At 60.6% G+C, this 23,995-nt stretch carries 17 protein-coding genes; 14 read left to right on the plus strand and 3 right to left on the minus strand.

The window, feature by feature from the left end:
• Positions 1–132: 132 nt before the first annotated feature.
• Positions 133–828, plus strand: a complete 696-nt coding sequence (locus AC0ZWN_RS08195) for a DUF1266 domain-containing protein (protein ID WP_116255289.1) — start codon at positions 133–135, stop codon at positions 826–828.
• Positions 825–3,527, plus strand: a complete 2,703-nt coding sequence (locus AC0ZWN_RS08200) for a DUF805 domain-containing protein (RefSeq protein ID WP_476334668.1) — start codon at positions 825–827, stop codon at positions 3,525–3,527. The genes AC0ZWN_RS08195 and AC0ZWN_RS08200 overlap by 4 nt, the downstream gene beginning before the upstream one ends.
• Here the strand turns inward: AC0ZWN_RS08200 and AC0ZWN_RS08205 are convergent.
• The 3 genes from AC0ZWN_RS08205 to AC0ZWN_RS08215 all read right to left on the minus strand — a co-directional run bounded on the left by AC0ZWN_RS08205 (position 3,524) and on the right by AC0ZWN_RS08215 (position 9,539).
• Positions 3,524–5,215, minus strand: a complete 1,692-nt coding sequence (locus AC0ZWN_RS08205; RefSeq protein ID WP_476334669.1) for an Hsp70 family protein — start codon at positions 5,213–5,215, stop codon at positions 3,524–3,526. The genes AC0ZWN_RS08200 and AC0ZWN_RS08205 overlap by 4 nt on opposite strands.
• Before the next feature lie 86 nt (positions 5,216–5,301).
• Positions 5,302–8,580, minus strand: coding sequence for a sensor domain-containing protein (locus AC0ZWN_RS08210; protein ID WP_476334670.1), 3,279 nt, complete (start codon positions 8,578–8,580; stop codon positions 5,302–5,304).
• Between the two features lie 74 nt (positions 8,581–8,654).
• Complete coding sequence (locus AC0ZWN_RS08215; protein ID WP_476334671.1) at positions 8,655–9,539, minus strand: LysR family transcriptional regulator; 885 nt, start codon at positions 9,537–9,539, stop codon at positions 8,655–8,657.
• A gap of 140 nt (positions 9,540–9,679) precedes the next feature.
• Between AC0ZWN_RS08215 and leuC the strand changes: the two genes are divergently transcribed.
• The 12 genes from leuC (at position 9,680) to AC0ZWN_RS08275 (ending at position 23,936) form a co-directional block, all read left to right on the plus strand.
• On the plus strand, positions 9,680–11,098 hold the full coding sequence (leuC, locus tag AC0ZWN_RS08220; protein ID WP_016984527.1) for a 3-isopropylmalate dehydratase large subunit: 1,419 nt from the start codon (positions 9,680–9,682) through the stop codon (positions 11,096–11,098).
• Between the two features lie 11 nt (positions 11,099–11,109).
• The gene (gene leuD / locus AC0ZWN_RS08225) at positions 11,110–11,754 is read left to right on the plus strand and encodes a 3-isopropylmalate dehydratase small subunit (RefSeq protein WP_476334672.1); all 645 of its coding nucleotides are present in this window, start codon (positions 11,110–11,112) and stop codon (positions 11,752–11,754) included.
• Positions 11,755–11,901: 147 nt separating this feature from the next.
• Positions 11,902–12,669, plus strand: a complete 768-nt coding sequence (locus tag AC0ZWN_RS08230; RefSeq protein ID WP_476334673.1) for a class I SAM-dependent methyltransferase — start codon at positions 11,902–11,904, stop codon at positions 12,667–12,669.
• A 54-nt stretch (positions 12,670–12,723) separates the two neighbouring features.
• Positions 12,724–13,806, plus strand: a complete 1,083-nt coding sequence (leuB, locus tag AC0ZWN_RS08235; RefSeq protein WP_116255292.1) for a 3-isopropylmalate dehydrogenase — start codon at positions 12,724–12,726, stop codon at positions 13,804–13,806.
• A 66-nt stretch (positions 13,807–13,872) separates the two neighbouring features.
• Positions 13,873–14,985 carry an aspartate-semialdehyde dehydrogenase gene (asd, locus tag AC0ZWN_RS08240; protein ID WP_007913448.1) on the plus strand — a complete coding sequence of 371 codons (1,113 nt, stop codon included), beginning with the start codon at positions 13,873–13,875 and terminating at the stop codon, positions 14,983–14,985.
• A 243-nt stretch (positions 14,986–15,228) separates the two neighbouring features.
• Positions 15,229–16,239, plus strand: a complete 1,011-nt coding sequence (locus AC0ZWN_RS08245; protein WP_476334675.1) for an aspartate-semialdehyde dehydrogenase — start codon at positions 15,229–15,231, stop codon at positions 16,237–16,239.
• A 208-nt stretch (positions 16,240–16,447) separates the two neighbouring features.
• On the plus strand, positions 16,448–19,087 hold the full coding sequence (locus tag AC0ZWN_RS08250; RefSeq protein ID WP_476334676.1) for a motility hub landmark protein FimV: 2,640 nt from the start codon (positions 16,448–16,450) through the stop codon (positions 19,085–19,087).
• Positions 19,088–19,356: 269 nt separating this feature from the next.
• A complete protein-coding gene (gene truA, locus AC0ZWN_RS08255; RefSeq protein ID WP_034152768.1) occupies positions 19,357–20,181 on the plus strand; it encodes a tRNA pseudouridine(38-40) synthase TruA in 825 nt (274 codons plus the stop codon).
• 65 nt (positions 20,182–20,246) lie between these two features.
• Positions 20,247–20,873 (plus strand): phosphoribosylanthranilate isomerase, encoded by a 627-nt coding sequence (locus AC0ZWN_RS08260; RefSeq protein ID WP_476334677.1) that lies wholly within the window; start codon positions 20,247–20,249, stop codon positions 20,871–20,873.
• 204 nt (positions 20,874–21,077) lie between these two features.
• Entirely contained in the window at positions 21,078–21,998 is a 921-nt protein-coding gene (accD, locus tag AC0ZWN_RS08265; protein ID WP_007913458.1) for an acetyl-CoA carboxylase, carboxyltransferase subunit beta, read from the plus strand.
• On the plus strand, positions 21,995–23,302 hold the full coding sequence (folC, locus tag AC0ZWN_RS08270; RefSeq protein ID WP_476334678.1) for a bifunctional tetrahydrofolate synthase/dihydrofolate synthase: 1,308 nt from the start codon (positions 21,995–21,997) through the stop codon (positions 23,300–23,302). Before accD ends, folC begins: the two co-directional genes overlap by 4 nt.
• Positions 23,286–23,936, plus strand: coding sequence for an SPOR domain-containing protein (locus AC0ZWN_RS08275; protein ID WP_093432096.1), 651 nt, complete (start codon positions 23,286–23,288; stop codon positions 23,934–23,936). The genes folC and AC0ZWN_RS08275 overlap by 17 nt, the downstream gene beginning before the upstream one ends.
• Positions 23,937–23,995 lie beyond the last annotated feature (59 nt).

A 23,995-nucleotide genomic window follows, 5' to 3' on the forward strand; every position in this document is an offset into this window, starting at 1 on the left:
CCCCGATACGTCGGGGCCTTTTTTGTGCGCGCAAGAACCGTTGTTCGACTTTGCCACTGGCGGTGGTTTCTCTACAATCCGCGGCAGTTTTGCCGACCCCATTCCTCACCGGTCGGCCTGGAGCCTTTTTTCATGGACGAGATTCAACAGCGCTGGCTGTGCGCTTTGTCTGCGCCAATGGCGGCGATCAATACCGGCGCCAGCTACGACGACCCCGCGTTCTGCGACGATCGCTACATCGACTTGAAAGACAGCTGGGGTATCGACGACCGTGGGCAATTGTTCGACATGCTCGAACGGATGACCGACGACGGCCACGCTAAGCACCTCAGTGCAGCTTATCTGGCGTGGCAGCGTTGTCTGCCGAGTGAATGGCAGGCCTTGCTGGACGATCTCTCTCCCCGCGAACGCATCCTGCATGAATTCGCCAGCCGCACCTTCGGCAGTTGTGGGCCGGGCGGGATATTGTCCTGGGACTATGGGCGCATGGGTTTTCTCTTGCGCTGTGCGGTGCGCAATCAGTGGGTCGACCTGGACGAAAGCAACTGGCTGCACAGTCGTTTGGCCCTCAGAGCGCAATTTCACTACGGTAGCTGGATGGCTTACTTCGATGGCTTTGTCGTGGGCCGGACCTTCTGGTCCTGCCTGAGCGCCAGCGACGATGAGCTTGCGCGCGAACTCGATCGACAAGGCGCCAACGCCCTTAACGTGCGGATTGCCCGCGGCCTTGCCGAGAACATTCCTCAGTTCCTTGCTGATTTGCCGTGGCACATGGAAATTGATTTGCCGCCACGTCCGGCATCGCTCAAGGAGTTCGACTGGTCATGAGTTGCTGGATCCGCCTGGGCATCGAGCCTACTAACGACGAAACCCTGATTCGCAACGCCTATCGCGCACGTTTGCCGGCGCATCACCCGGAGACCGATCCACAGGGGTTTCAGGCGTTGCGCATGGCCTACGAAAACGCCCTGCGTCTGGCTCGTGAAGATGAGGAAGAGGAGCCCGAGCACGAGTACGAGTCCCAAGCCTCAGAACAGACTGTCGTTGAGGTCCCTCCAATGTTCGGGGATTTTTGCGCGCTGCTGGATGATCCCGCGCGCCGGTTCAATTTCGCCGCGTGGCAGGCCTTTATTCGAGGGCTGGATGAGCTGTCGCTGGACGTGCTCGATGAACTCAGCTGGCCGCTGTACCACCGGATGGCCGACGCCGGTCCGTTGTCGTACCGCTGCGCGAATCTTTTGGCCAAGCGTATGGCCTGGGATCAACAGTTGCTGGATCTGGGCTTCGACGACGCGCATCAGGTGGGCTTCTTTCTCCAGCGAATCGAAACGCCGGACCCGTTCGATACGGATCTGATGTGCACATGGTCAGAGGCCGCCCAGACTGAATCGCTGTGGTACGCCCGTAGCCTCGACTTCATCTTCAACCAGCGTCCACTGCCTGAGTTCGCCGACTTCGCCAGTCGGCACACCTGTCTGCCATTGCCGAATGATGCCGCGTTCCTCAAGCGTCTGTTGGTGCAGTTCACTCAGGCAGGTATTGGCGGGCCGACGTTTTTGCAGTGCTGTATCGAGCAGCAGCTTGCTGCACCGGACGATGTCGACTGGCTTTACCTGTTGGCGTGTCAGAGCAGTCTGCTGGGGCGCGACGATCAGGCATTGCCGTGCTGGATCCGGCTGTGGAACGAGCATCGCCATCCGATGGCGGAAAGTCGTCTGCTGGAGCTGTGTGCCAAGCGCCAGCCGACTTTTCTGCCCTTGCTGATTCAGGCATTCGATCGTCTGCAGGGCATTTCTGCCTGGCCAGAGGATCTTGCCGATGACGCCCAGGTGTATGGCTCTCCGTCACAACATCCCGAGACGCTGAACCGTTGGCTGGGTGTCGGGCGGTTAAAGCTTGAGAGCCTTGCGCAAAGCTTTGTCGATTGGCGCGTGACCGGTGATGAACTGCCATTGCTCGCGCAATTGCTGGGCGAAAATGCCGACAGCCGATTGCTGCATCTATACCGGTACGCCTGGGCGCTGCATCGGGGTGATGCGGCGTTGTTGCAGCAGATTGTGGATGCTCCGCTGCCGATCGATGCCCTCGAAAGCCTGGTGATGAGCGGATTCAAATATCAGGCTGCGCAACACCTGCGCTGGTTGGGCGAGGCACCGATTGCGCTGGCCATGAGCGCTTTCTGCGATGCGCATCCAAGTCCTCAGCCATTGCCGCAGGTGCTGACAAAAGGTGAGTCGCACAAAGTTTGTCGTCTGTGGTTGCGTCGCTTGCGGCCCTATAACGACACTGCGCTGGAACGCATGACCGAGGCGTTCAAGCTGGGTGCGGTCAAAGACGACTGTGACTTGTCCGAACTCGACTTGATGCTCCAGTTGAGCCGTCGCGGGATTCAGTTGCCGCCGGTCGGGCTGGGTGAGGCCGCTTGGGAGTGGCACGCGCAGACTCTGTTTTTGCTGGAATTGCTGGAACAACCCGAACGCTGGCTGCAGTTGATTGACGCGCAGTGCGTGGAGCGCCTGCCTTTCAATCCGGCCCATCCGTTGAGTCGCCTGCAACCGTTGTTACGGCGCTTGCAGCGTGAGCAAGGCCATTGCGCCGGTTTGCTCGGATGGCTGCAAGGCAATGACCCGGTGCACGGCTTTTTGGTGCAGCAATTGTTCAGCGTACAGCAGGCACTCGACAGTGCCCGGTTGCCGGCCAATAGCCTGCTTTACACCTGCCTCGAAAGCGATCGTGCTGCCTGCGGCGATGATTTGCTGGGGTTGATGATGTTCTGGGGCGTGCTCTATCACGATCCGAGCCTGAGTGCTGAGCAGCATCGCGCATTGTTGCAGTCGATTGCGGCGATCAGTTGTGAGGACGATTGGTTCGAAGGCTTCCGCGACGGTTTGATCAAAGGCGAGCCGGTGTGGCCGCCGCGCAAAGTGCTGACCGATTTTGGCGTCGACAAACTGTTGGCGTATGAAGCGCTGGATGCGCTCAAGGGCCTGATTCGCTATGGCGCTGCTGGCGTGCCGAAAACGCGCGTCCTGCGCCAACTGCAACAGGGCAAGGACGATGTGCAGAACAGCATCGGGCTGCGCCTGGCTCTGTGCGCGATATTGTCCTGGTCGGAACGATTACTGCTGGCGAAAAGCGATGCTCAGCCGGTACCGGCGACAGCGATCTGGCGTCTGGGATCGCGGTTGGGGCGTAAGGCTTTTATCGCTCAGGTCTTGGCCTGCGTGGTGATTGCACCGGTGGCAGGGCTGATCAGTGGCACCACGGGCGCTGGCATTCTTATCCTGATACTCGGAGTTCTGCTGGTATTTGGCGCGATTTTGCGTCGCTTGCACGACATGGGCCGGGGCATCCCGACCTTGTTGATCTTCATGGCGCTGACACCGATGTTGCCATTCCTGCCGCTGCTGCTGTTCGGCTTTCCCGGTGACAAGTTGCCCAACCGCTATGGTGTGCCGCCGGACAGCGGCGATAGCGAGATGCTGTCCGGCGGCCTGCAGGCTGCCTTGCGGCGCCTCAACGGCTAGAGGCGCAGTTGATCCAGTGCCTTGTTCAGCTCTGTGCGATGGCTGGCGATCTCCGCTGATTGCTGGCCGCCGAGCACTGTGGTGAAGCTGTGCAGCCACTCGGCTATGTGCTCGCGTTGTGTGCCGAGGCTCTGCATCCATGCCCGCTCCAGACGGGCCAGCAGTGTGCGGTTGGGCAGTGCGTCACGTGGATGGACTTTCAGCGTCGACAGCCGGTTATGGCTGTCTCGGCGTGCTTGCTCATCCAGCCCCGTGGGGCTGCGGTCGATGCTGTGACTGTGACGCTCGCCGGTTTCGAGCAGGGTGACGTCGACTTCGAGCAAACCGTTGATGTCATAGCTGAAGCGCACGTCCAGTTCCTGGATGTGTTGAGTAGGCGTCAACGTGACTTCAAAAGCATCAATCAGAATGTTGTCGCACACCCACGGCCGTTCACCCTGATAGACGGCGATGCGCAGCAGCGATTGCTTAGGTTGGGTGGTGTAATAGCGCTCCACCCTTGACGTCGGAATGATGGTGTTACGTTCGATGATCGGCGAGAAAGCGCCTTTGATGTCTTCTCCATGCATGGTCGCAATCCCCAGTGTATACGGGCAGACATCCGTCAGAATCAACTCTTCAACCGCCCCGTCACGCGCCTTGCACGCCGCTTGCGTCGCCGCCCCGAGCGCAACAATGGTATCCGGATCAAGATGCCGGTAAGGCAGGCGCCCGAACAACGTCGCAACCATCTGCTGCACCGCCGGCATGCGCGTGGCGCCGCCGACCAGCACCAGGCTGTCGAGGTCGCGCGGCTTGAGGCGAGCATCGCGCAGCGCCTGTTCGATCGGTGCGCGCAAACGGGCCAGCAGCGGCTCCCAGATTTTCACCGCAGCGGCTTCGTCCAGCGACCACTCGAACGTTTTGTCGCCATGGCGCCAGCTCAGCGGCTGAACACCTTCAGCGAGTTTACATTTCAGTTGCTCCAGGGCATCACCGAGGCTGGCCATGCTTTGCGCATCGACCATGGCCGCGGTCAGTTGCCAGTGTTTCAGGCAGGCCTGCAACAGCGCAGCGGTGAAGTCTTCACCGCCGAGAAAGTTGTCGCCAGTGGAGGCGTGCACTTCGATCAGGGGCAAAGCGTATTCCAGCACCGTGACATCAAAGGTGCCGCCGCCCAGATCGAAGATCAGCGTGCGTTCGAATTTCTGTTCATGCAGCCCGTAAGCCATCGCGGCGGCGGTTGGCTCGTTGATCAGGCGTGTCACCGAGAGCCCGGCCAGTTCGGCGGCGAACAGCGTGCGTTTGCGTTGTTCGTCGCTGAAATACGCCGGGACGGAAATCACCGCTTCCGATACCGCGTGGCCGAGAAAGGCTTCGGCGTCCTGCTTGAGTGAGCCGAGTACCAGCGCCGACAACTCTTCCGGACTGAACTGACGTGTACCGAGCTGGACTTGCTTATCGCTGCCCATGAAGCGCTTGAATGCTGCGGCGGTGCGATCCGGGTGTGTGGTCAGGCGCGCGCGGGCGGCTTTGCCGACCAGAATCGTGTCGTCTTCATCGAGGCTGACCACCGAGGGCGTCAGCACATCACCCAGGGCGTTGGGAATCAGTCTGGCCTGACCGTCCTGCCAGACGGCGATCAGACTGTTGGTGGTGCCAAGGTCGATGCCCAGCAGGGCCGGGCGGGGGAGGGTTGCATCCTGCATGTCAGATCTCGAAACGGCGCAAAAACCGCGACCCTACAGGTTGCTGCAAATCGTGGCAATTGCGCGTCTGTTGCAACGTGCACCGGTTACGGCAAGAGTTTTTTCAGATCCTCGAGCGCAACCGGTCGACTGTGCAGATAGCCTTGATACAAATGGCAGCCCAAACCCTGCAGGAACGCCAGTTGTTCCGGGGTTTCGACACCCTCGGCAATCACCTCCAGCTCCAGGCTGCGCGCCATGGCGACAATCGCGCGGATGATTTCGGCATCGTTCGGGTCGGTCGTGGCATCGCGGATAAACGACTGATCGATTTTCAGCGTGTCCACCGGCAGGCGCTTGAGGTAAGTCAGCGACGAATAGCCAGTGCCGAAATCATCCATCGCAAAGCTCACGCCGAGTTTTTTCAGCCGGCGCATTTTGCTGATGGTGTCTTCCAGATTCTGGATGACGATGCCTTCGGTGATCTCCAGTTTCAGTAGCGAGCAGGGCAGACCATGGCTGCTCATGCTGTGTTCGATGCGCTCGACGAAATCGTTCTGACGGAACTGCCGTGGACTGATGTTCACACACAGGCTGAAGTTCAGCGGGTCGACCAGCCTCTGCGTGATAAGTTGTTTGAACGCATTGCAGGCCTCATCAAGAATCCACGTACCGACTTCGAGAATCAGGCCGCTGTCCTCCAGTACCTTGATGAACTCGGTGGGCGACTGCGCACCCAGTTCCGGGTGATTCCAGCGCACCAAGGCTTCGGCGCCGATGATGCGGTTGTCGCGGGCGTCGACCTGCGGCTGAAAGTGCACGTTGAATTCACCGCGCGACAGCGCCAGACGCAGGTCGGTCTCCATGCGCAGCCGCTCGCTGGCGGCTTTCTGCATGGTGTTGTGATACATCTGCGTGGTGTTGCGCCCGGAATCCTTGGCCCGGTACAGCGCGATGTCGGCGCGTTTGAGCAGGTCGGTTGGCGTCGAGCCGTGATCGGGAATCAGCGCCACGCCGATGCTCGGCGTCACTTGCAGGCGCTGGCCGTCGAGGAACATCGGTTCCGAGAGCAATTCGCGCAGGGTGTCGGCCAGATTGCGCACTTGCGCGCTGACCTCATTGCGCGAGCCTTCGAGGCCGCTGAGCAGCACGACAAACTCGTCGCCACCGAGGCGCGCGACGGTATCTTCCATGCGCACACTGGCTTCGAGCCGTGCCGTGATGATTTTCAGCACGGTGTCGCCGACTGGGTGGCCGAGGGAGTCGTTGATGTGCTTGAAGTGATCGAGATCGAGAAACAGCAAGGCACCGCGCAGGTTGTGGCGTTTGAGCAGGGCGATCTGCTGGCTCAGGCGATCCATCAGCAGGGCGCGATTGGGCAGGTTGGTCAGCGGGTCGTGATAGGCCAAATGCCGGATCTGTGCTTCGGCGTTTTTCAGCAGGCTGACGTCCCGCGCGGTCAGCAGCAGGCACGCGGTTTCATTGAGGGTGATCGGCTCGACCGAGACCTCCACCGTCAGCATTTCCCCGCGTTTGTTGCGCCCGAGCATTTCCTGATGGTGCACGCGGCCCTTGATCTGCAACTCGGCGAGTAACGCCGAACGCTGTTTCTCTTCAGCCCAAATACCCACCTGATAAACCGTTTTGCCCACGACCTCTTCGGCACGATAGCCAGTGAGACGGCAAAAACCGTCGTTGACCTCCAGATAACGCCCGGTGTCGCGCTCGGTAATGGTGATTGCGTCGGGACTGGAGTGGAACGCCTTGGCGAATTTCTCCTCACTGGCTTTCAGCGCTGCTTCCGAGCGCTGCTGCTGGGTGATGTCGCGCAGGGTGGTGACGATACAAGCCTGATCGCCGACGCTGATCTGCCGGCTGGAAATCACACAGGTCAGCGACTGGCCGTCCTTGTGCTGGACGATGATCGCGACATTGCTCAAGCCCTGTTCGCGAATCACCCGTTCAATCCGTTGCAGGCTTTTCGCCGAGGCATCCCACAGGCCGATTTCTTCGGCGGTATGGCCGATGACGTCGGCGGCGCTCCAGCCGAAGGTCTGGGTAAAACTGTTATTGATTTCGATGAACTCGCCACTGTCCTGGCGGGTGACGCAGATCGGGTCCGGGCTGACCTGGAACAGCGTGGCGAATTTCTCTTCCGAGGCCACCAGCCGCTGTTCGCGTTCGACCTGATCGGTGATGTCGAGCAGCGTGCCGGCCATGCGCAGCGGCGCGCCGTTGTCGTCGCGGTAAAGGCGGGCGCGGCTTTCCAGATAGCGCGAACTGCCGTCCGGCAATTGCACGCGATAAGTCAGTTGATAATTGCCCGCCGGGCCTTCGCGCAGGCTGCGGTAGGCGTCGCGCATGCTGTCGCGTTCCTCACCGGGGACGCCTTCGAAAAACTCTTCGAACGACTCATGAAACGGTTTCGGCTCCAGCCCGTGCAACTGCGCGGCGCGCGCCGAGCCGTAAAGCATGCCGCTGGGAATGTGCCAGTCCCAGGTGCCGAGTTGTGCCGAGTCCAGTGCCAGATCGAGACGTTCCTGGCTGTCCTTCAAGGCGTGTTCGGCGGCTTTGCGTTCGGTGGTGTCGAGGAAGGTGCTGAGCAGATAGGGCTGGCCTTCGAGTTCGACTTTCTGCGCACTGAGAATACCGTCGTGGATCTGCCCGTTGCTGGCGCGAAACTGCACTTCCATGGCGATCAGCTCGCCTTTGGCTTTGGTTTTTTTCACCAGTTCTGCGCGTTGCTCCGGGTGCACCCACAAACCCAGCTCCAGCGTGGTGCGGCCGATGGCGCTCTGCACTGGCCAGCCAAACAGGCTTTCAAAATACTGATTGGCCTCGCTGATCAAGCCGTCTTCCTGACGGGTCAGCAGGACCATGTTCGGGCACAGGTGAAAAAGTGTCGCGAAACGTTTTTCCGAACTGCTCAGCGCCTGCTCGCGCTGGCGCTGGTGGGTGATTTCGCGAATCACCCCGATCATTCGGGGGCGGCCGTTTTTATCCGGCAGCAGGCTGCCGCTGATTTCCAGCCAGTGCAGGCTGCCGTCAGGCCAGCGGATGCGGTGGTGCATCGCTTGTTCCAGCGGCGCCCCGGCAATTACCGCGTGGAAGGCGCGAACGGTTTTCGCGCGGTCTTCCGGGGGCAGCAGATCAAGGTATTCAAGGTCTGCCGGCAGCGGCTGGCGCGGGTCGAAACCGAACAAGGCCTGGGTGCCTCGCGACCAACTGATCTGCCCGCGCTCGATGTCCCAGTACCAGGCGCCGAGCCGCGCGCCGTTGAGCGCCGCCAGCAATTGCGGCGCGCTCTCCCAGCTCTGCTCGGAATGTCGCGGGTCAATCGCCTGAATACGCGGCATCGGCGGAATTCGGTCAACAGATTTCGGCATCGTGGACAAGCCTTGAGCTGAGGGTGACGTTAGGCACAGGGGCAGCGGCTCTTTAGGAGTAGCACAAGATGGCCTCAAGTCCCTGGCAGATCGATTTGTGCATCCAGTAAGGCCATAAAGGCTCGCGCCGCATTCGATAGCGTCCGTTCAGTGTGCAGGATATAGCCTAGCTGGCGACTGAGCTGTATGCCCGGCAATACGATGCTTGCCACCTGCTCGTCGAGCATGGTGCGCGGCAAAACGCTCCAGGCCAGGCCGATCGAGACCATCATCTTGATGGTTTCCAGGTAGTTGGTGCTCATGGCGATGTTCGGCGTCAGGCCCTGAGCCTCGAATAACCGTTGGACAATATGGTGGGTGAAGGTGTTGCCACCGGGGAAAACCGCCGGATGACCGGCAATGTCCGCCAGATTGACGGGGCCATTGCCGATCAGCGAATGCTCCGGGGCGACCACGAAATCCAGCGGGTCGTCCCAGACCGGCGTGGCTTTGACCAGTGCGTGAGGCTCCGGCGCCAGGGTAATGACTGCCAGTTCTGCGCGGCCGTGGAGAATTTCTTCGTAGGCCACTTCCGAATCGAGGAACTGAATATCCAGCGCCACTTGTGGGTAACGGCGGGTGAATTCCCTTAACAGCGGCGGCAAGCGATGCAGGCCGATGTGGTGACTGGTGGCCAGGGTCAGGCGCCCGCTGACTTCACCCGTCAGGTTGGTCAGGGCGCGCCGGGTGTCGTCCAGCACATTGAGAATCTGATAAGCCCGCGGCAACAGGGCGCGGCCGGCCTCGGTCAGGCCGACTTCACGGCCCAGCCGATCAAACAGGCGCACCTTCAATTGTTGCTCCAGCCCGGCGATGCGTTTGCTGATCGCCGGCTGTGTCAGGTGCAGCCGTTCGCCGGCGCCGGAGAAGCTGCCGGTCTCGGCAATCGCGATAAAAGCATTGAGGTTGGCCAGATCCATGTTCGTATTCCAGTTGGTTATCCAAAGCATAAAAAATATGAATTTGAGTTATTTAATCTAACCCCATAGGATCGGCCTCACAAGCCAAAGGGTTATTGATAAGCCCAGGGCATAGAAACAAGCTGATGAGGAACCGTCTGATGGCCGGCAAAACGCTCTACGACAAGCTCTGGGATTCGCATTTGGTCAAGCAGCGCGACGATGGCTCGGCGCTGATCTATATCGATCGTCACATCATCCACGAAGTGACTTCGCCGCAAGCCTTTGAAGGCCTGCGTCTGGCCGGGCGCAAGCCTTGGCGCATCGATGCCAACATCGCGACCCCGGACCACAACGTACCAACGACTCCAGAGCGCAAGGGCGGCATCGAAGCCATTGCCGATCAGGTCTCGCGTTTGCAGGTTCAGACCCTCGATGACAACTGCGATGAATACGGCATCGTCGAGTTCAAGATGAACGATGTCCGCCAAGGCATCGTCCACGTGATCAGCCCGGAGCAGGGCGCGACCTTGCCGGGCATGACCGTGGTCTGCGGCGACTCGCACACCTCGACCCACGGCGCCTTCGGCGCTCTGGCGCACGGTATCGGCACCTCCGAGGTCGAGCATGTGCTCGCCACCCAGTGCCTGGTTGCGAAGAAAATGAAGAACATGCTGGTGCGCGTTGAAGGGCAGTTGCCGTTCGGCGTGACCGCCAAGGACATCGTCCTCGCGGTGATCGGCAAGATCGGCACCGCCGGCGGTAACGGCCATGCCATCGAGTTCGCCGGCAGCGCGATCCGCGACTTGTCCGTTGAAGGCCGCATGACCATCTGCAACATGTCCATCGAAGCCGGTGCCCGCGTTGGCCTGGTGGCAGCGGACCAGAAGACTGTCGATTACGTGAAGGGCCGTCCTTTTGCACCGAAAGGCGCCGAATGGGACATGGCCGTCGAGGCCTGGAAAGACCTGGTCTCCGACGCTGACGCCAAGTTTGACACCGTGGTTGAACTCGACGCCGCACAGATCAAACCGCAAGTCAGCTGGGGTACTTCCCCGGAAATGGTTTTGGCCGTTGATCAGAACGTGCCGGACCCAGCCAAAGAGATGGATCTGGTCAAGCGCGACTCGATCGTCCGCGCTTTGAAATACATGGGTTTGACCGCCAATCAGGCGATCACCGACATTCAGCTGGATCGCGTGTTTATCGGTTCCTGCACCAACTCGCGGATCGAAGATTTGCGCGCTGCTGCCGTCATTGCCAAGGGCCGCAAAGTCGCTTCGACCATCAAGCAAGCGATCGTGGTGCCGGGCTCGGGTCTGGTCAAGGCTCAGGCTGAGGCCGAAGGTCTGGACAAGATTTTCCTCGAAGCCGGTTTCGAATGGCGTGAGCCGGGCTGCTCGATGTGCCTGGCGATGAACCCGGACCGTTTGGAGTCCGGCGAGCATTGCGCCTCGACCTCCAACCGTAACTTCGAAGGCCGTCAGGGTGCCGGTGGCCGTACCCACCTCGTCAGCCCGGCCATGGCGGCGGCGGCAGCGGTGAACGGTCGTTTCATCGACGTTCGTGAATTGATCTAAAGGAGCGCAGCATGAAAGCTTTTACCCAGCACACTGGTCTTGTCGCGCCTCTGGATCGTGCCAACGTCGACACCGATCAGATCATTCCGAAACAGTTTTTGAAGTCGATCAAGCGCACTGGTTTCGGTCCGAACCTGTTCGACGAATGGCGTTACCTTGATGTCGGCCAGCCGTATCAGGACAACTCCAAGCGCCCGCTGAACAAGGACTTCGTCCTCAACGCCGAGCGTTATCAAGGCGCCAGCGTGTTGCTGGCCCGTGAGAATTTCGGTTGCGGTTCCAGCCGTGAGCACGCGCCGTGGGCGCTGGAAGAATACGGTTTCCGCAGCATCATCGCGCCGAGCTACGCCGACATCTTCTTCAACAACAGCTTCAAGAACGGCTTGCTGCCGATCATCTTGAGCGACGCTGAAGTCGATGAGTTGTTCAAGCAGGTCGAGGCTGAGCCGGGCTATCAATTGCAGGTCGATCTGCAAGCGCAGACCGTGATCCGTCCGGATGGCAAGGTGTACAGCTTCGAGATCGATGCGTTCCGCAAGCACTGCCTGTTGAATGGTCTGGACGATATTGGCCTGACTTTGCAGGACGGTGATGCGATTGCGACGTTTGAGGCCAAGCATCGGGTTAGCCAGCCGTGGTTGTTCCGCGACGTATAAGCAACTTTTGAATTGATGCAGTTCAGGCTGGCCTCTTCGCGAGCAAGCTCGCTCCCACAGGGGAATGCATTTCAAGTGTGGGAGCGAGCTTGCTCGCGAAGGCGTTAGTCCAGGCAATAAAAGGCTAAAACCCAGAAGGATGTGACCATGACCAGCACCGCCCAGCACACTCAGGTCGTACAAAAGCAATTCGGTGAACAGGCCGCCGCCTACCTGAGCAGCGCCGTTCACGCTCAAGGCACCGAGTTCGCCCTGCTACAGGCTGAGCTGAAAGGGCAGGGCAGCGCCCGGGTGCTGGATCTGGGCTGCGGCGCCGGTCACGTCAGTTTTCACGTCGCACCGCTGGTCAGGGAAGTGGTCGCCTACGACCTGTCAGAGCAAATGCTCGACGTGGTCGCCGCCGCTGCCGTTGATCGCGGCATAAGCAACATTGCCACGGTCAACGGCGCCGCCGAGCGTCTGCCGTTTGCCGATGGCGAGTTCGACTTCGTGTTCAGCCGGTATTCGGCGCATCACTGGAGCGATCTCGGTGTGGCTCTGCGCGAAGTGCGTCGGGTGTTGAAGCCGGGCGGTGTGGCGGCGTTCGTTGATGTGTTGTCACCGGGCAGTCCGTTGTTCGACACTTACCTGCAAAGCGTCGAGGTGCTGCGTGACACCAGCCATGTGCGCGATTATTCCGCCGCCGAATGGCTGCGTCAGGTCAGCGAGGCCGGTTTGCATGTACGCAGTACCACCCGTCAGCGCCTGCGTCTGGAGTACACCAGTTGGGTTGAGCGCATGCGCACGCCTGAAGTGCTGCGCGCCGCGATCCGCCAGTTGCAGCAGTCGATGGGCCACGAAGTGCGTGAATATTTTGAGATTGATGCCGACGGCTCGTTCAGTACAGATGTAATCGTATTGATGGCTGAGCGATAAGAATTTTTCCGGGCGCGCCGGTAGAGGCGCACCGACTGAAGACACGAGGAAAGCATGAGCAAGCAGATTCTGATTCTCCCAGGTGACGGTATTGGTCCGGAAATCATGGCCGAAGCGGTCAAGGTGCTGGAGCTGGCCAACGACAAATACAGCCTGGGCTTCGAGCTGAGCCATGACGTGATCGGTGGCGCCGCCATCGACAAGCACGGCGTGCCGCTGGCCGATGAAACCCTCGACCGCGCTCGCGCTGCCGACGCTGTGCTGTTGGGCGCCGTTGGCGGCCCGAAATGGGACACCATCGAGCGTGACATCCGCCCTGAGCGTGGCCTGCTGAAAATCCGTGCGCAACTGGGCCTGTTCGGCAACCTGCGTCCGGCGATTCTGTACCCGCAACTGGCCGATGCTTCGAGCCTGAAGCCGGAAATCGTTGCTGGCCTGGACATCCTCATCGTCCGTGAACTGACCGGCGGCATCTACTTCGGCGCGCCACGCGGCACCCGTACCCTGGAAAACGGCGAGCGTCAGTCCTACGACACGCTGCCATACAGCGAAAGCGAAATCCGCCGCATCGCCCGTGTCGGTTTCGACATGGCCATGGTCCGTGGCAAAAAGCTCTGCTCGGTGGACAAGGCCAACGTGCTGGCGTCCAGCCAACTGTGGCGTGAAGTGGTCGAGCAAGTGGCCAAGGATTACCCGGAAGTCGAGCTGAGCCACATGTACGTCGACAACGCCGCCATGCAACTGGTGCGCGCGCCGAAGCAGTTCGACGTGATCGTCACCGACAACATGTTCGGCGACATCCTTTCCGACGAAGCGTCGATGCTCACCGGTTCCATCGGCATGCTGCCGTCGGCCTCGCTGGATTCCAACAACAAGGGCATGTACGAGCCTTGCCACGGTTCAGCCCCGGACATCGCTGGCAAAGGCATTGCCAACCCGTTGGCGACCATTCTGTCGGTGTCGATGATGCTGCGTTACAGCTTCAATCTGCATGACGCGGCCGATGCCATCGAGCAAGCCGTCAGCGTGGTGCTGGATCAAGGCCTGCGCACCGGTGACATCTATTCGGCCGGTTGCACCAAAGTCGGTACGCAGGAAATGGGCGACGCAGTAGTCGCCGCGCTGCGGAATCTGTAATCTCTCGGGCCCGCTGCGAAATTCAATACAAAGCAGCGGCCCACTTTTCAAGAAGGTGTAGTTGCGATGAAACGTGTAGGTCTGATCGGTTGGCGCGGGATGGTCGGTTCCGTGCTCATGCAGCGGATGCTGGAAGAGCAGGATTTCGATCTAATCGAGCCGGTGTTTTTCACCACGTCCAACGTCGGTGGCCAAGGCCCGTCCGTGGGCAAGGACATTGCTCCGCTCAAGGATGCTTACAGCATTGACGAGCTGAAGACCCTCGACGTGATTCTGACCTGCCAGGGCGGCGACTACACCAGCGAAGTGTTCCCCAAGCTGCGCGAAGCCGGTTGGCAGGGTTACTGGATCGACGCGGCCTCGAGCCTGCGCATGAACGATGACGCGGTGATCATTCTCGATCCGGTCAACCGCAAGGTCATCGACCAGCAGCTCGACGCGGGCACCAAGAACTACATCGGCGGCAACTGCACCGTCAGCCTGATGCTGATGGGCCTGGGCGGTCTGTTCGAAGCCGGTCTGGTCGAGTGGATGAGCGCCATGACCTATCAGGCGGCCTCCGGTGCCGGCGCGCAGAACATGCGTGAACTGATCAAGCAAATGGGCGCGACCCACGCCGCTGTCGCCGATCAACTGGCTGATCCGGCCAGCGCGATCCTCGACATCGACCGTCGCGTGGCCGATGCCATGCGCAGCGAAGCGTACCCGACCGAAAACTTCGGCGTACCGCTGGCCGGCAGCCTGATCCCGTGGATCGACAAGGAACTGCCGAACGGCCAGAGCCGCGAAGAGTGGAAGGCTCAGGCCGAGACCAACAAGATCCTCGGCCGCTTCAAGAGCCCGATCCCGGTCGACGGCATCTGCGTGCGCATAGGCGCTATGCGTTGCCACAGCCAGGCGCTGACCATCAAGCTGAACAAAGACGTGCCGATCGCCGATATCGAAGGGCTGATCAGTCAGCACAACCCTTGGGTCAAACTGGTGCCAAACCAGCGCGAGATCAGCATGCAGGAGCTGAGCCCGACCAAGGTTACCGGCACCCTGAATGTGCCGGTGGGTCGTCTGCGCAAGCTGAACATGGGTTCGCAGTTTGTCGGTGCCTTCACCGTCGGCGACCAACTGCTGTGGGGCGCGGCCGAACCGCTGCGTCGCATGCTGCGGATTTTGCTTGAGCGTTGATCGCTTGAAGCAATGAAAGAACCCGTGCCTTGAAAGAGGTGCGGGTTTTTTATGCCGATCGTTCCCACGCTCTGCGTGGGAATGCATCCCGGGACGCTCCGCGTCCCTTTACAAGCCGAACGCAGAGCGTCCGATGTGGCATTCCCACGCAGAGCGTGGGAACGATCTGGGTGGGCAGAAATTGCCTGTGCGCCAGTCACCCGGTAAAGTGCCGCTCCCCCCGTTTCGCCAGAGGCTCGCACCATGACCCAGACCCTAGATATTGCCGTGATCGGCGCCACCGGTACTGTCGGCGAAACCCTCGTACAGATTCTCGAAGAACGCGACTTCCCGGTCGGTACCCTGCACCTGCTGGCGAGCAGCGAATCCGCCGGCAGCTCGGTGCTGTACCGCAACAAGAACGTGCGCGTTCGCGAAGTCGACGAGTTCGATTTCAGCAAGGTCAAACTGGTGTTTTTCGCCGCAGGCCCGGCGATTACCCTGAGCTACGCCGCCCGTGCCCACGCCGTCGGTTGCTCGCTGATCGACTTGTCCGGCGCGCTGCCGGCCGATCAGGCGCCGCAAGTAGTACCCGAAGCCAACGCCGAAGTGCTCGCTGGTTTGAAAGCGCCGTTTCAGATCAGCAGCCCAAGCCCGTCGGCCACTTCGCTCGCCGTGGTATTGGCGCCACTGCTTGATCTGCTTGACCCGCAATATGTCAACGTCACCGCCAATCTGGCCGTTTCCGCCCAGGGACGCGAAGCCGTGACCGAGCTGGCGCGGCAGACCGCCGAGCTGCTGAACATGCGTCCATTGGAGCCGACGTTCTTTGATCGGCAGATGGCCTTCAACCTGTTGGCTCAGGTCGGCACGCCAGACGCGCAGGGCCATACGCTGCTGGAAAAACGTCTGGTGCGCGAGTTGCGTCAGGTGCTGGCCAAGCCTTTATTAAAGATTTCCGCAACTTGCGTTCAAGCCCCGGTGTTTTTTGGCGATAGCCTTAGCGTGACCTTGCAGTCAACGTCGGCTGTCGACCTGGCAAAAGTCAACGCTGCACTCGAAGATGCGCCGGGTATCGAGCTGGTCGAGGCCGGTGATTACCCGACTGCGGTCGGTGACGCGGTAGGGCAGGATGTTGTCTATGTCGGTCGCGTGCGCAGCGGTGTCGACGATCCGGCGGAACTAAATCTGTGGCTGACGTCAGATAACGTACGCAAAGGCGCGGCCCTTAACGCTGTGCAGGTGGCTGAATTGTTGATAAAAGACCTGCTGTAAAAGATACTTGGCAACAATTTGTCGACTGATTCTAGGTGAGCGCTATGCTTGCCCAGATCGCTTGATAACGTGTCACCCTCCGGGACTTTCCGGGGCATCAAAGAAATGATCGCGCGCGACATCTGTCGTCGTCGCGCGCAATGCCTTACGGCAGCGGTATTCAACATCTTCTCGCTGGCCGAGGAACGTTCAAACAAAGGATGAGGCTATGGTTCAAGTTCGCAAACTGGTGTTAGCAATAGCGGCCGCCTCGGCGCTGTCCTCCGGTATGGCGCATGCCCTCGGGCTCGGGGAGCTGACCCTGAAGTCGACCCTGAACCAGCCGCTGGTGGCTGAAATCGAGCTGCTCGACGTCAAGGATCTCACTGCTGCCGAAGTGGTGCCGAGCCTGGCTTCACCTGAAGATTTTGCCAAGGCCGGCGTCGACCGCCAGGCCTTCCTCAACGATCTGACCTTTACCCCGGTGCTCAACGCCAGCGGGAAAAGCGTGCTGCGTGTAACGTCGAGCAAGCCGCTGTCGGAGCCGATGGTCAAATTCCTCGTGCAGGTGATGTGGCCGAACGGCCGTCTGCTGCGCGACTACAGCGTGCTGCTGGATCCGTCGAAGTTCTCGCCACAGACCGCTGACGCCGCCGCACAGCCAGCGCCGTCGCAGACCATCGCCGCGCCGACCACTGGCGCCACGCACCCGACGCAATACACCACCACGCCGCGCGATACCCTCTGGGAAATCGCTGCGAAGGCGCGTACCGGCGGCTCGGTGCAGCAGACCATGCTCGCCATTCAAGCGCTGAACCCGGATGCATTCATCGGTGGCAACATCAACCGCCTGAAAACCGGCCAGGTGTTGCGTCTGCCGGATGCGGTGCAAAGCACGGCATTGCCGCAGTCGAAAGCGATTGCCGAAGTCGCTGCGCAGAACGAAGCCTGGCGTCAGGGTCGTCGTTATGTGGCCAAACCGGGCACTGGTCAGCAGCAGCTCGATGCGACCAACCGTGGTCGCGGTAACACCGGTGCAGCACAGAACGCCCAGGACAATCTGAGCCTGGTCTCCGCTGAGAGCGCCAAGGCGCGCGGCAAAGGCCCGGCAGGTGATGCCAAGGCACTGAGCAACAAGCTCGCGGTCACTCAGGAAAGCCTCGACACGACCCGTCGTGACAACGAGGAACTGAAAAGCCGCATGTCCGATCTGCAGAGTCAGCTGGACAAGCTGCAAAAGCTGATCGAGCTGAAGAACAATCAGTTGGCAAAACTGCAAGCTGAAGGCGCGGGCACTGCGCCGGCCACCAATCCTGCCGCACCTGCGGTGCCTGCAATCACGGCTGAGCTCGCCGCCACCCCGCCAGCTACTCCGGCAGACGCAGCGCCGACGCCAGAGTCCGCCATTGCACCACCGGCTGAAACGCCAGTCGTCGAGCCAGTGGTTACGCCGAAACCGGTGGTCGAAGACGAGAAAACCTTTAACGAACTGCTGACCAACCCGATTCTGCTGGGTCTGGTGGGCGGCGGTGCTGTGGTTCTGCTGCTCCTGTTGTTGCTGCTGGCGCGTCGCCGCAAAGCGCAGCAAGAGGCCGAAAAACACATGCGCATGGCCCGCGCGCTGTCGGAAGAGCAAGAGTTCTCCGCCGAGCAGGATCTGCCGGAAAGCAGCTTCGAAGGTCTGGAAACCCCGGCGGCGAGCGTCAAGCTCAGCACTCCGGCACCTGCACCCGTAGTGGCTCCGGTAGTCGCCCCGATCGTGATGGCTGAGCCGATTGCCGCGCCGCTGGTAGCTCCCGCCGCCGAGCGATCCGATGACGTGCTCGACAAGGCGCAGTCGCATATCAACGCCGGTCGCCTGAATCAGGCTGCCGCGCTGCTCGAAGAGGGCGTCAGCCTGGAGCCGCAGCGTAGTGATCTGCGTTTGAAGCTGATGGAAGTCTACGGTCAGCAGGGCGACCGCGACGCGTTTGTCGGTCAGGAGCGTCAGCTGGTGGCCAACGGCGACAACTTCGCCAAGGTCGAAGAACTGAAAAGCCGCTTCCCGGCCATGGCCGTCGTCGCTGCCAGTGGTCTGGCCGCTGCCGCCGTGGCTGCCGAGCTGGACGCGCAATACGTCAAGGATCTGCTGCTCGATGAGCCTGAAGCACCGGCGCCAGCGCCAGTGGAAGACGACCTCGACAGCGCGTTTGATCTGAGCCTGGACGATCTCGACAACATCACGCCGGTAGAGCCTGCGCCGGTGGTTGAGCCTGAAGCGCCGGTCGAGCTGGACGAATTCCCGGCGGACGACGACCTGAGCTTCGAATCGGTGCTGCAACAGCAGACCGACATCAAAGAGAATCTGGATGATCTGTCGGACTTCGACCTCGATCTGGACCTCGGTGCTGAGCCGGCAGCTCCAGCGGTTGATCTGGCGGACGATGACTTCCTGCTGGACCTGGACGAAGGCGTGAAGGATCTGCCGCCGGTCGAGGCGCCAGTGGTGGCTGACGTGCCACAAGATGATCTGGAGCTGCCGGCCGATTTCGATCTGTCGCTGGCCGACGAAATGGACAGCAATCCAGCGGCCGAACCGGATGCGTTCGCGGCTGAGCTGGATGACGTCAACGCCGAGCTGGATCGCCTGTCGCAAAGCATCGCCGAACCGACTTTCACCGAAGCCGATGCAATGAAGGGTGATGATCTGGGCGAAGATGATTTCGACTTCCTCGCCGGCACCGACGAAGCGGCGACCAAGCTCGATCTGGCTCAGGCCTACATCGACATGGGCGACAGCGATGGTGCGCGCGACATCCTCAACGAAGTGTTGACCGAGGGTGACGAGAAACAACGTGGCGAGGCCAAGGACATGCTCTCGAGCTTGTAGTAAGGCCAGCGGTAAACGAAAGCGGCAGCCCATTGAGGCTGCCGTTTTTGTTTGTGCCGGATTCAGTGGTGTCTGAATGATTGCTATCGCGAGCAGGCTCACTCCTACATTTGGAATGCGTTCCCCTGTAGGAGTGAGCCTGCTCGCGATAGGGCCAGAACTGCCAATAGAGAACTCTGGCATCCCTGAACGACAGCCTTATAATGCCCGCCTTTGCACAAACAGCAGGCTGTCCCACCTTGGCAAACATAGATAACCCGGTCGCCGAAATGGCCCCCGACGGCTTTTACCGCGTCGCGCTGGGCGTTGAGTACAAAGGCTCGCGCTACAGCGGCTGGCAGCGTCAGTTGACGGGTGTGGCGACGGTGCAGGAAGAACTCGAAAAAGCGCTGTCGAAAGTCGCCAATTCACCGGTTTCGCTGCAGTGCGCCGGACGTACCGACGCCGGCGTGCATGCCTGCGGGCAAGTGGTGCACTTCGATACGACCGTCGATCGTTCGCTGAAAGCCTGGGTCATGGGCGCCAATATCAATCTGCCTCACGACATCAGTGTCAGTTGGGCGCGGGTGATGCCGGCGCATTTTCATGCGCGCTTCAAAGCCATCGCCCGGCGTTATCGCTATGTGATCTACAACGATCAGATCCGCCCGGCGCATCTCAACGAAGAAATCACCTGGAACCACCGCCCGCTGGACGTCGAGCGTATGGCTGAAGCTGCGCAGTACCTGATCGGTACTCACGATTTCAGTGCGTTCCGCGCCGGCCAGTGCCAGGCCAAGTCGCCGATCAAGAAGATGCATCACCTGCGCGTGACCCGTCACGGCAAGATGATCGTGCTCGATATTCGCGCCAATGCGTTCCTGCATCATATGGTGCGCAATATCGCTGGCGTGTTGATGACCATTGGTGCCGGCGAGCGCCCGGTCGAGTGGATGAAGGAAGTGCTGGAAAGTCGCGAGCGCCGTTCCGGTGGCGTTACGGCGCATCCGTACGGCTTGTATCTGGTGCAGGTCGAGTACCACGACGAATTCCCGTTGCCCGAGCGTTTTATCGGGCCACATTTCCTTACGGGTTTCTCCGAACTTGACGGCTGACGCCCTCGAACGCTTTTGTTACCATCCGGGACTTTCCCGGATTTTGCCTCGGAGTTTTTCTCGATATGTCAGCCGTTCGCAGCAAGATCTGCGGGATTACCCGCATAGAAGATGCGCTGGCCGCCGTTGAGGCCGGGGCAGATGCGATCGGGTTCGTGTTCTATGCCAAGAGTCCGCGTGCGGTCACGGTGCAGCAGGCGCGAGCGATTATTCAGGCATTGCCGCCGTTCGTGACCACCGTGGGCCTGTTCGTCAACGCCAGCCGCTGCGAGTTGGGGGAAATCCTCGATGCCGTGCCGCTGGATCTGTTGCAGTTCCATGGTGATGAAGTCGCGGAAGATTGCGAAGGCTGGCATCGCCCGTACATCAAGGCGTTGCGGGTCAAGGCGGGAGATGATATTCCCGCAGCTGTGGATTCCTACCCGAGCGCCAGCGGTGTACTGCTCGACACTTATGTCGAAGGCGTACCGGGCGGAACCGGTGAGGCCTTCGACTGGTCATTGATTCCGCAAGGTTTGAGCAAGCCGTTGATTCTCGCGGGTGGTTTGACCCCAGAGAACGTCACAGACGCCGTGGCTCGGGTAAAACCATACGCGGTAGACGTCAGCGGTGGGGTAGAGGTGAGCAAAGGCATCAAGGATCACGCAAAGATTCGCGCGTTCATCAACGCGGTACGCAAAGCGCCATATTGATGTGACGGCTGGCAGTCTGCCGCCGTCCATCAATGCACTTGCACAAAGCAGGCGCGGCTGAGGGTTTCTGGATCGCACGCAGGTCATGTTTCGCGCTGACCGTGGCTTTCCACCAACCATCGCCACACACATGAATTTAGCTGAAGGGCATACGCGGGGCTGCGAACCAGAGCGTTCGGGCCGCCGGTACTGGAGAAAGAAAGCATGAGCAACTGGTTAGTAGACAAACTGATCCCTTCGATCATGCGTTCCGAGGTCAAGAAGAGCTCGGTCCCTGAAGGTCTGTGGCACAAATGCCCGTCTTGCGAGGCGGTGTTGTATCGTCCAGAGCTGGAAAAGACCCTGGACGTTTGCCCTAAATGCAACCATCACATGCGCATCGGCGCACGTGCACGCATCGACATCTTCCTCGATGCTGAAGGTCGCAACGAACTGGGCGCCGATCTGGAGCCGGTTGACCGTCTGAAATTCCGCGACGGCAAGAAGTACAAGGATCGCCTGACCGCTGCCCAGAAGCAGACTGGCGAAAAAGACGCGCTGATCTCCGTCAGCGGCACCTTGCTGGGCATGCCAGTGGTGGTTTCGGCCTTTGAATTCGCCTTCATGGGCGGTTCCATGGGCGCCATCGTCGGTGAGCGCTTCGTTCGCGCCGCCAACTACGCGCTGGAAAACCGCTGCCCGATGATCTGCTTTGCCGCCTCCGGTGGTGCGCGCATGCAGGAAGCGCTGATCTCGCTGATGCAGATGGCCAAGACTTCGGCAGTGCTGGCGCGTCTGCGTGAAGAAGGCATTCCGTTCATCTCCGTGCTGACCGACCCGGTCTACGGCGGTGTTTCGGCGAGTCTGGCGATGCTTGGCGACGTGATCGTCGGTGAGCCGAAAGCCCTGATCGGCTTCGCTGGTCCGCGCGTTATCGAACAAACCGTGCGTGAGAAGCTGCCGGAAGGCTTCCAGCGCAGCGAATTCCTGCTGGAACACGGCGCGATCGACATGATCATCCACCGTCAGGAACTGCGCCCGCGTCTGGGTAACCTGCTGGCACAAATGACTGGCAAGCCGACGCCGAAATTCGTCGCCGCGCCAATCGAGCCGATCGTGGTTCCACCGGTCCCTGCTGGCCTATGACCGAGCGCACCCTTGGCGAATGGCTCGCCTACCTTGAGCAGTTGCATCCGTCGGCCATCGACATGGGCCTGGAGCGTTCGCAACAGGTAGCGTCCCGCATGGGGCTGGGCCAGCCGGCGCCTCGGGTGATCACGGTCACCGGCACCAACGGCAAGGGTTCGACCTGCGCTTTCGTGGCTTCATTGCTGCGGACGCAGGGCCTGAGCGTTGGTGTCTACAATTCTCCGCACCTGCTGCGTTACAACGAGCGGGTGCAGCTCAATGGCGTCGAAGCCACTGACGCGCAGCTGTGCGAAGCCTTTGCAGCAGTCGAGGCCGGGCGCGGCGACACTTCCCTGACTTACTTCGAAATGGGCACCCTCGCGGCGTTCTGGCTGTTTCAGCAGGCCGGGCTGGATGCGGTGGTGCTGGAAGTCGGGCTGGGCGGGCGGCTGGACACGGTCAACGTGGTCGATGCCGATATCGCGCTGGTTACCAGTATTGGCGTCGATCACGCCGATTATCTGGGCGATACCCGCGAATCGGTGGCTTTCGAGAAGGCCGGGATCTTCCGCCAGGGCAAGCCAGCCCTGTGCGGCGATCTGAATCCTCCGCAGCCGTTGCTCGATAAAGTGCGTGAGCTGGCCTGTCCGTTCTTCCTGCGTGGGCGTGATTTTGACCTCGGTATCACCGATCAGCACTGGCAGTGGCGCGGCACCGACGCGCGGGGTCAGGTTGTCGAATTGCGTGACTTGCCGCTGCTTGATCTGCCGATGGAGAACGCCGCGTTGGCGTTGCAGGCGTACTTGCTGCTCGGTTTGCCGTGGAATGCGCAGCAGATTGTCGCGGCCTTGCAGGCGACTCGTGTGGTCGGTCGACTGGATCGCCGCTCGTTCGATTGGAACGGCAAGCGCCTGAACCTGTTGCTGGATGTCGGGCATAACCCGCATGCCGCCGAGTATCTGGCTCGTCGTCTGGCCTCGCGACCACCGGTCGGCAAGCGCCTGGCGGTGTTTGGTCTGTTGGCCGACAAGGATCTGGATGGTGTTGTCAGCGAATTGAATGCTAGTGTCGAGCATTGGGCGGTGGCGCCGCTGGATTCTTCGCGTGCCCGTCCGGTGGCTGAATTAAACGCTGCATTGCAGAACCTTGGTGCGTCGGTCACGTCTTACGACAGTGTCGCCGCTGCGCTGGAAGGGCAGTGCGCAGTAGCCACCAGTGACGACGAGATTCTGTTGTTCGGATCATTTTATTGTGTCGCCGAAGCCCTTGAATGGCTGGCCCGGCGCTCCACGGAGGAAGCGGCAAATGGCTTTGCTGGATAAAGCGTACAAGCAGCGCATGGTTGGCGCTTTGGTGCTGGTCGCGCTGGCAGTGATTTTCCTGCCGATGCTGTTTTCCCGTCAGGACGAGCAACGTCAGGTGACCGTCGAAGCACCCGCCGCGCCGCAAGCGCCTGTCGTGCCGCAAGTGCAGATGGAGACGGTGGCTGTTCCCGAGCCGCAAGCCTTGCCGCAAGAGCCGGTGCCGACTGATGAAGAAGTCGCCGAAGACACAGCGCCTGCTGCGCCCGTCGCCGCGACGCCGACGGCTCCCATCATGATCACCAAGCCTGTTGCGCCGCCGGCGGTGGCCAAGCCGATTCCGGCGCCTGCTCAGCCGATCACTGCGTCTTCGACCAAGCCGGACACCACGCAAAGCCGCGTCGATGCCAATGGCCTGTCGGTGAGCTGGTCGGTGCAGCTGGCCAGTCTGTCGAGTCGCGCCAGTGCAGAGAGTTTGCAGAAAACCCTGCGCAGCCAAGGCTACAACGCCTATATCCGTTCGGCCGATGGCAAGAATCGGGTATTTGTCGGTCCGCTGATCGAGCGTGCCGAAGCCGATCGTCTGCGTGATCTGTTGGGTCGTCAGCAGAACCTCAAGGGCTTTGTCGTGCGCTTCCAGCCTGAGCGCGGCTAAAAACTATCGCGCCGATTGAAATGCACTGACAATCGCAGCTTACCGAGAGGCATGCGCTC

Source organism: Pseudomonas sp. 3B-A001-10F (assembly GCF_056313565.1).